The 6,299-nt window shown below is 52.3% G+C and carries 5 protein-coding genes; 1 reads left to right on the top strand and 4 read right to left on the bottom strand.

What is annotated here, in order from left to right:
- Positions 1 to 310: 310 nt before the first annotated feature.
- Genes ACR0I1_RS20435 through ACR0I1_RS20420 form a run of 4 tightly spaced genes read right to left on the bottom strand, consistent with a single transcriptional unit; the run spans position 311 to position 4,697 of the window.
- Positions 311 to 1,804 (bottom strand): cryptochrome/photolyase family protein, encoded by a 1,494-nt coding sequence (locus tag ACR0I1_RS20435; protein WP_480707754.1) that lies wholly within the window; start codon positions 1,802 to 1,804, stop codon positions 311 to 313.
- A gap of 3 nt (positions 1,805 to 1,807) precedes the next feature.
- Positions 1,808 to 3,052, bottom strand: coding sequence for an FAD-binding domain-containing protein (locus ACR0I1_RS20430; protein WP_480707753.1), 1,245 nt, complete (start codon positions 3,050 to 3,052; stop codon positions 1,808 to 1,810).
- Positions 3,049 to 3,180 (bottom strand): DUF2256 domain-containing protein, encoded by a 132-nt coding sequence (locus ACR0I1_RS20425; protein WP_480454291.1) that lies wholly within the window; start codon positions 3,178 to 3,180, stop codon positions 3,049 to 3,051. Before ACR0I1_RS20425 ends, ACR0I1_RS20430 begins: the two co-directional genes overlap by 4 nt.
- Before the next feature lie 5 nt (positions 3,181 to 3,185).
- Positions 3,186 to 4,697 carry an FAD-binding domain-containing protein gene (locus ACR0I1_RS20420; protein WP_480707752.1) on the bottom strand — a complete coding sequence of 504 codons (1,512 nt, stop codon included), beginning with the start codon at positions 4,695 to 4,697 and terminating at the stop codon, positions 3,186 to 3,188.
- 696 nt (positions 4,698 to 5,393) lie between these two features.
- On the opposite strand from ACR0I1_RS20420, the gene ACR0I1_RS20415 reads away from it, so the two are divergent.
- The gene (locus ACR0I1_RS20415) at positions 5,394 to 5,609 is read left to right on the top strand and encodes an HNH endonuclease (protein WP_480707751.1); all 216 of its coding nucleotides are present in this window, start codon (positions 5,394 to 5,396) and stop codon (positions 5,607 to 5,609) included.
- Positions 5,610 to 6,299: the final 690 nt, after the last annotated feature.

The following is a 6,299-nucleotide window of genomic DNA, read 5'->3' as shown; positions in this document are numbered from 1 at the left end:
GCCTGCGGACATTCCAAGCTAACAAACGCGCGTGCATAACTCCGGCCTACATATAGATTGTTTTGCGTTCAAGATTCTGCCGTACACCCTACCTGGCTATGCCGGCTATCAGCCCAAAGCGGACCTTCACAGTTGGACTTTGCAATTTTGGAGATGTGCAGTCACAAGGCACTTTGATCGGCGAGTTTCACGCGCAACCAATCAAACACGATATTGAAGAAGAATGTATTAAATGCGTGCTCAGCCAGTCCCAAAGCTGATCACGGGATGTGAACTCAATATCTGTGATTCGCCACCATAGTGTTCATGCTTATGTCATCCGTCGCAAAAAAACTTCAGCCGTCTCCAAGTGCTCGCTTTTGACCTCTGGTGACATTCGCCCAGCCGTACGGCACATCATCGCCCATCGGGGATTGCCAGTCAGTCTATCGCTGTGTTTCAGAATAAAGCGCCAATAAAGCCCGTCCCAAATGTCGGTCCAAGGCCCCTTTCCCCAATGGCTCATTTTGCGAACATAGTTTGAACCCGAAAAGTACGGTTTGGTGGTGATCAACCCGCCATCGGCATGCTGGCTCATCGCGTAGGCATTGGGAACCATAACCCAATCATAGCTGTCGACGAACATTTCCATGAACCAGCGATAGACATGATCCGGATCAATTTCGCACAGAAACATAAATCCGCCCAAAACCATGAGGCGTTCAATATGATGACAATACCCTGTCTTGAGCACCCTTTTTATCGTGTCGTCCAGCGGATCAATACCGGTGGTTCCGTCGTAGAAAGCGCGGGGCATTGGGCGGTGATGGCCCCAATGATTTGTCGTACGCATCGGCACACCCAGGCTCTCATAAGTCGCGCGCATAAATTCGCGCCAGCCAATGATCTGGCGGATAAAACCTTCTACCGAATTCAAGGGAATGCCCTTGCGATCCGCATGCGCCAGGGCAGCATCCAAAACTTGTTTTGGCGTCAACAACCCTATGTTCAATGCAGGCGTGAGAACGGCATGCCATAGCCAGTTTTCGCCCTCAACAATGGCATCTTCATAGTCGCCAAAACGTTCGAACCGCCGTTCCAGAAACTGCGCCAGCCAGTCGGACGCAGCTTTGTGTGATGTCGGATAATACAACGTATCCAGGCTGCCCAATGCTTCTGGAAAATCAGCAAGAACGCTTGCTTTTGCAGCTTCATCAACTGCGTCACGGGAAGGCCAATCGATCCAAGGCAGGCTGCCTAACAGCGCCTTGGGCACTTTCTTGCGATTTTCCTCGTCAAAGCTCCACTGTCCCCCCGTCGGTTGACCGCTGTCCATCAACACGTTCAAGCGGCAGCGTTGGCTTTTGTAGAAATCCGCCATGAGCCATCGTTTTCGACCGGCAAACCAATCTAGATTGTGGTCCCGCGTATTCAGAAAGCCAGGCGAAGGCTGTATATCGAGCGTGATTTCGGTACTGCCAGCTGCCGCCCGTAAACGTCTTTTTGCGATGAAGTCTACTGGGTCAGCCATGATCATTTGGCTGACACCGCGATCACGCAGACTTTGAAACAGTCGAAGACATGCGCCCGGCTGCCGCTCAAAGGGCCATATCGCGGCATCAAAGCCCTTGGCGACTAAGCCATCTCTATAGCGCGCCATTGAGGCGCGGTGCAGCCAAAGCTTTTGCTTGTGCATCGTGGCCGGATAATACGCATCACCGAAGAAAAGCGGGTCTTCGAAAAGCACAACAATGTCTGGCCGGGCGGCCAGACCCGGGTGCTGTGCAAACAATTGATTGGGAAGTAGAAGAGTAGCAGTGGACACGGGTTATGGTCTTTGTTGGCTGAGCAGATTCAATTGGCCTAAGAGCGGTGGGATTTTCTTTCGAAGGCCGAAGAATCCGGCCTTTGCATGAGGCCATGTCATAGCGTCGTACGGTCGCATTATCCTGTGCAAAGACAAGCCTGCGTCTCTCAATACAGGTTCTGCACGATCCAGGCGTGACCGAGTAGGGCCGACAGGCGCATAGGCTGTTGCAATGGTCGTGACACCCGCATTCCGTGCTGCCTCGATCAACGGACCACACCAATCCGCGCCTGATTTCGCGAGCTTTCCGTGAGGCTCAAGCGCGCTGTTGATCGCCCCCTTGGCAAAGTCCGTTACGGCGTTTCCCATCGGCTTTGGAGACCGTCCATGCGTCGCCAAAAGTCCAATCACGGCAGCAGGCGATGTCGGCATTAAGCAGTCACCTGACAGATCATCCTCCGTCAACAGCAACAGATAAGGGCTGTCCGGGAACATGTGCGAACTTGAAAGGGGAATGAGCGGGTGATCTACCGGCTCGGTCAACGGCTCTGCAAAATTAGCCAGACCTCTCGGTTTAAACCGTCCTTCCGTGTATTTGGCAATATTATCAGGTCGCGCGAGGTAGGTTTTGCCTTTCGTGTGCAATCCGCCAACCCACCGCCAGCTCAGCGTATTCGACGCGGGATCGCCATCCAGCAAATGCCGCAAAAAGAAATCCGCGCCAAGCTGCCACGGTAGGCGGAGTGTAAAAATCCAGATTGATGCGAACCACATGCGCGCATGGTTATGAAGGTAGCCAGTCGTCACCAATTCCCGCGCCCAATGATCGAAACAGTCGATGCCGGTATTGCCGTTCACTGCCCCGTTGAAACGGGTCTCCAAGCCCTCATCATCTTTTAGTCGCTCAAAAGCGCTCAACAAATCCCGCTGATAAAGTGCCCAGACGCTGGGCCTTTGTTCCAGCCAACCCTTGAAGTAAGTGCGCCAAAACACTTCTTGCACGAACTTCTCTGCCGCGTTGGAACTATGCGACGCTAATACCGCTGCCAAAACCTCATTCTCCGTTATCAAACGGTGGCGCAGCCAAGGTGACAAACCCGATACATTGCTGCGTTGCTCGGTCCCAAAATCGTAGTTCCGCGTACTTGCATAATGCCGACCGGTGCGTCCCACGAACTGCTTCAGCCTTGTAAGACCATTGGTTCGTGTGGGTTTGAAACTGATTGTCTCTTTCACATCCGCAAGTTCTGGAAACATCTCAGTCATGCGGCCGACCTGCACTTTTTCGAGCAGTATTTCACTTGATCCCAAGTGTTTTCCCATTTCTTGCGCCAGGTGAAAGGGCGCTGGCAGACCGGGCAGATTTTCTGGGGTAAATCGGCTTTCTTCTGCATTTTCATCACTGATCCCCCAAAGGCAGTTTGAGTTGCTCTTGATCTTGAGACGACCGCGCGACTTTGCGAACAGTCCGCCTTGTCTTTCGGCTCGCGTGTTTTGTCGCAATGGCTTGCGCTTCAGAGCGAAACTCCGCACTTCGGCGGACACCCCAAACCCGCTCGCGCGCGGCTTTGGCTGCTGCGAGATGGTCAAAAACACGCTCTGGATAATGCACTCCGATGATTTGTTTCCCATCTTGGGCTTTCCAGGGTTCGTGGATGTACCGATCCGAAATATGGGCCAGTTCCGGCAACCATGTCCGAATGAACACCCCTTCTGGATCCTGATCATAGCCCTGCTTAACCGGATTATAGATGCGCACAGTATTGATGCCGGTCGTACCTGATTGCATCTGCACCTGGTTCCAGTGAATGCCCGGCTCGTAGTCAGTAAACATGCGCGCCAAATGCTCACCCGAGGCCCGCCAATCCAGCCAGAGATGATAACTCGCCGTGGCCATCACCATTGCGCGCATCCGAAAGTTGAGCCACCCCGTCGCTTGCAATGACCGCATGCACGCGTCCAAAAACGGATATCCCGTTTCGCCTTTGGACCATGCGGCCAAGAGCGCGCCATCTGGTGTTTTTGGTCGAAGCCCGTCGTAGAGCCTGTGCAGATTTTCAAACTCAATTCGAGGTTCATCCTCAAGTTTCTGAATGAAATGGCAATGCCAATGCAATCGGCCTGAAAATGATCGCAGCGATTTGCGCCAATCCTTTGCTTGCGGCGGCAATCTGCGTCTTTGCTTTTCAGTCGCTTGTGTAACCTCGCGCATCGAAAGCGCGCCCCAAGCCAGGTGGGGCGACAGCCGCGAACACGCAACGGCTCCCTCCAATGGGCTTGACATCTCGCGTTGGTATCTTTTGCCTCGGTAGGTCAGAAAGCTGTTCAGCCGTTCCAGACCCTCAGCTCGTCCACCGGCTTGACGACCAACGCACAGATCATCCCGCAAGCCGAGGTCGCGCGCCGTGGGAATATACCCTGGCTCTATATCGATACGCTTTAGCGCAACTGGTGAAACAACGGGCAGAGCCATAAAGCTATCCCAATGTTCTGCCCAGCCGTCGCGAGACTTGAGCCTGCGAAAAACGCCATGGTTTTGGACTTCGTGCCACCGTACGCCAAGATCCTTGCACCATGCAGCGACCTGCCGATCCCGCTGATACGTCCAATTATTTCCTGTTTCCTCATGTGACCAAAGAGCGTCTATTAGACCTCGGTCTTTTAACTCGGAAAGGACCGCCACAATTTGTCCGATGCGCACAATGAGTGGCTGGCCCAGTTTCCCTAGGTCTTCTCGCAGCTCAGCGATTGTCTCAGCAACAAAGTTCCACTGCCGTGTTGACGCGTCAGGTTGCCGCCACAGGTCGGGTTCAACCACATAGAGCGGCAGAACTGGCCCAACCTCAGACGCTTGCGCTAGTGCCGGATGATCATTCACCCGTAAATCCCGTTTGAACCAAACGACCTGCACGATACCTCCGTTATTCAAGTATTGTACGTTTGGACATAGAAAATGGATCTTTGCTTCTGTCTTCTCTGGAATTCGCTGCTGACGTGGCTTTTGGACAGAGGCCGTTGTCCTTCGTTGCTTGAATGTTAGAAGTTTCGGCGCGCGCCCGAAGCGCGCCTGGCAGGGAGTATAGTCCTTTATCGACACTACGATGGAAGGTTCTAAATATTCTCCGTAGCAATCCCAATTAGCTGATCGCAGCCTTAATTCGCTATTCAACGAAGAAGTCCGTGCCGCAATGCGACTTCACCAAACCACGCTTACGTCGAGAGCAAAACAAATTGGCTGCGGAGGAACTCAAAGTTGGCGAGACAAAGCCGTATTCGGTGCGGTTCAAAGAGCTTTGAGTACCTGCCGCGCACCTTCCGAAACAAGATGCCGGAAGACTTCAAGCAACTCACAACCTGGAGCAATCAATTCGCCCAACTGACCTAACTTAATGAGTTGAACGAGTTTCGTGCAGTTTCCCATAGGTTCCCTCAACGCCGCACAGATGTCCGGGCTGTATCTGGTGCCAACACGTATCTACGAGCTGTCCGTGAGACTGCCAGACTGCCCTCTGGAGGAATCTCAGGCTGCAACCGATGGTTTGCCGTAGAAAACTGAAGCGGAGCAGTTGGTCAAGCAACACATGGTCAGGATATTTTCAGAAATCGATTGATCTTTTATTGGCGGTGTCGCTGCCCGATTTCGGACATTTCTGACACTGAACTCCTTAGAGCCTCACACATTAAGCCGTGGAAAGATTGCGAGACTGATGCTGAGCGGTTGGACGTCCACAATGGAATTTTGCTGACGGCATTATGGGACGCAGCATTCGACAGCGGACTTGTCACTTTCAAGGACGACGGGTCACCTAAGTTTTCGAGTTAAGTGTCCGCGCAGGCAATGAGCTTGTTGTCCGGAAATACCAAGCGGATCTCTGGTCTAACTGCTGGGCACAAGGAGGACCTGATCAGACATCGCGATCAGGTGTTCAATCCTTGAGACACTGAAATCTATCCCTCGACACCCGCATAAGGCGATCTACTTGCTCCCCTCTGCACTATTATCGTGAAACAGTGCAAACTTATGGGCAAAACGTGCAAACTTATGGGGTGCGTGAAGGTTTGTGCGCGTCCCTACAAACCGCTGTAGGTGCGCGCATAACGCTGAATTCCTAACATTGATTTTATTCAGAAAATATGGGGGTCTTCGCCCATAATTTTGCGCAGCATTTGCGCATAAGTTTGCACGATTTGCCCATTAGTTTGCACGGTTCACTATACACGCTCAAACTTCGATTGTTATAGCATAATTCGATCAACTTTAACGCGTCAAAACTCAATCAAAAGTGCATTCTGACTGGTATAATTCAACCCAAAACCGAACAACATAACTCAATTGCGAGGTCGCGGCAGATCCCTTTCAATGTAGCGCGGCTCGGTCGGCCTTGAATGTCCACTCACCGTGGCGCAACCAAACAACGGTTCAAAGTTGCATAGACATTTCGTGCCAAGTCATTCCTCCATGATCAGAGATTGATGGGCGAAGATAGTTGTACCCAAATCTCTGGTAAAGCGG

Source organism: Ruegeria sp. B11 (assembly GCF_056539785.1).
Note: the sequence above shows the minus strand (reverse complement) of the source record. Positions and strands in the feature narration are given on the sequence as shown.

Coding starts and splice junctions, on each gene's coding strand:
- ACR0I1_RS20430 (WP_480707753.1), bottom strand. CDS start 3,052: ATGACTGAGATGTTTCCAGAACTTGCGGATGTGAAAGAGACAATCAGT.
- ACR0I1_RS20425 (WP_480454291.1), bottom strand. CDS start 3,180: ATGCAGAAGAAAGCCGATTTACCCCAGAAAATCTGCCCGGTCTGCCAG.